The organism is Lysobacter sp. ESA13C, assembly GCF_019970005.1.
GTDB lineage: Bacteria > Pseudomonadota > Gammaproteobacteria > Xanthomonadales > Xanthomonadaceae > Lysobacter > Lysobacter antibioticus_B.
In genome coordinates, this window is record NZ_JAHXYK010000025.1 from 1 (window position 1) to 2,004 (window position 2,004).

The 2,004-nt window shown below is 67.8% G+C and carries 1 protein-coding gene; it reads left to right on the top strand.

The window, feature by feature from the left end:
- On the top strand, positions 1 to 2,004 hold a 2,004-nt coding region (locus tag LC490_RS24165; protein ID WP_223621887.1), incomplete at both ends, for an isopeptide-forming domain-containing fimbrial protein.

Below are 2,004 nucleotides of genomic sequence, written 5' to 3' on the forward strand. Positions count from 1 at the left end.
GCACGACGACGGTGACCACGCCGGTGACGGCGTTGAGCCAGACCCTGGCGAAGGCGATGACGGGTAATGCCGACGAAGACGGTTCGGGCACGGTGTCGGTGGGCGACACGCTGACCTATACGGTGACAGTGACCAACACCAGCGCCAGCGGCAACCTGACCAACGTGGTGGTGAACGACAGCAAGATCACCCCGAGCACGACGACCTGCGCCTCGGTGGCGCCGGGTGCGACCTGTGTGCTGACCGGCACCTATGTGGTGACGGCCGCCGACCTGACCGCCGGTTCGATCAGCAACACCGCGACCTCGACCAGCCCGGCCTGTCCGGTGGGCAGCACCGATCCGGCCTGCACGACGACGGTGACCACGCCGGTGACGGCGTTGAGCCAGACGATCGCCAAGACCATGACCAATGCCGATAACGACGGCAGCGGCACGGTAACGGTGGGCGACGTGCTGACCTATACGGTGACGGTGACCAACACCAGCGCCAGCGGCAACCTGACCAACGTGGTGGTGAACGACAGCAAGATCACCCCGAGCACGACGACCTGTGCATCGGTGGCACCGGGTGCGACCTGCGTGTTGACGGGCACCTACACGGTGACCGCGGCCGACGTGACTGCCGGTTCGATCAGCAATACAGCGACCTCGACCAGTACCGTCTGTCCTGCGGGCAGCACCGATCCGGCCTGCACCACGACGATCAACACCCCGGTGGTTCCGTCGACGGTCAGCTACACCAAGTCCGCCAGCACGGCCGGTCCGGTCGTGGTCGGCGACGTGATCACCTACACCCTGACGACGACGGTGGCGAACGCGCAGACCATCGGTGTGTTGACCCTGACCGACACGCTGGGCGCTGGCCTGGACTTCGTGGCGGTGACGGGCCAGAGCCCGGCGAGCGCTTATACCTGCAATGCCGCCAATCCGCTGGTCTGCACGCTGCCGGCCGGTACGGTGCCGGGCGTCTACACCGTGACCTACACGGCACGGGTCAACGCTCAGGCGACGGGTGGCGTGACCAACGCCGTGGTCGGCACGGGCACGGACAATCCGACCTGCACCGGCACCTGCACCACCAATACGCCGGTGACGGCGTCGGCGGTGAGCTACGAGAAGACGGCGAGCACCGCCGGTCCGGTCGTGGTCGGCGACGTGATCACCTACACCTTGACGGCGACGGTGACCAACGCGCAGACCACGGGCGTGACCACGCTGACCGACACGATGGGGTCCGGCCTGGACTTCGTCGCGGTGACCAGCGCCGGTGCCTTCACCTGCAATGCGGCCAATCCGCTGGTGTGCACCTTGCCGGCCGGTACGGTGCCGGGTAGCTACGCGGTGACCTACACCGCGCGGGTCAACGGCCAGGCCGGTGGCAGCGTGAACAATGCGGTGGTCGGCACCGGTACGGACGCTCCGAGTTGCAGCAATGCGGGCTGCTCGGTCACGACCGAAGTCGCGCCGCCGGTGGTCAGCTACGCGAAGTCGGCCAGTACGGCCGGCCCGGTGGCGCAAGGCGACACGATCACCTACACGCTGACGACGACGGTGGCCAACGCGCCGACGCGCAACGCCCTGACCCTGACCGATACCCTGGGCACGGGTCTGGACTTCACCGCGGTGACCGGTGCAGCCGGCTACAGCTGCAACGCCGCCAACCCGCTGGTGTGCACGCTGCCGGCCGGTACGGTGCCGGGCACCTACACGGTGACTTACACCGCGACGGTCAACGCACAGGCGTCGGAGACGGTGAACAACACCGTGGTCGGCACCGGTACGGACAACCCGTCGTGCGTGGGCGTGTGCACCACCAGCACCACGGTGGCGCCGCCGCCGACCCTGCGGGTGATCAAGCAGGCCTCGCCGCGCGATGTGAAGATCGGCGACCTGGTCCGCTACACGGTCACGGTCGAGAACACCGGTACCGTCGACGCGATCGATGCGACCCTGGTCGACACGCCGCCTGCAGGCTTCACCTTCGTCGACGGTTCGCTGTCGG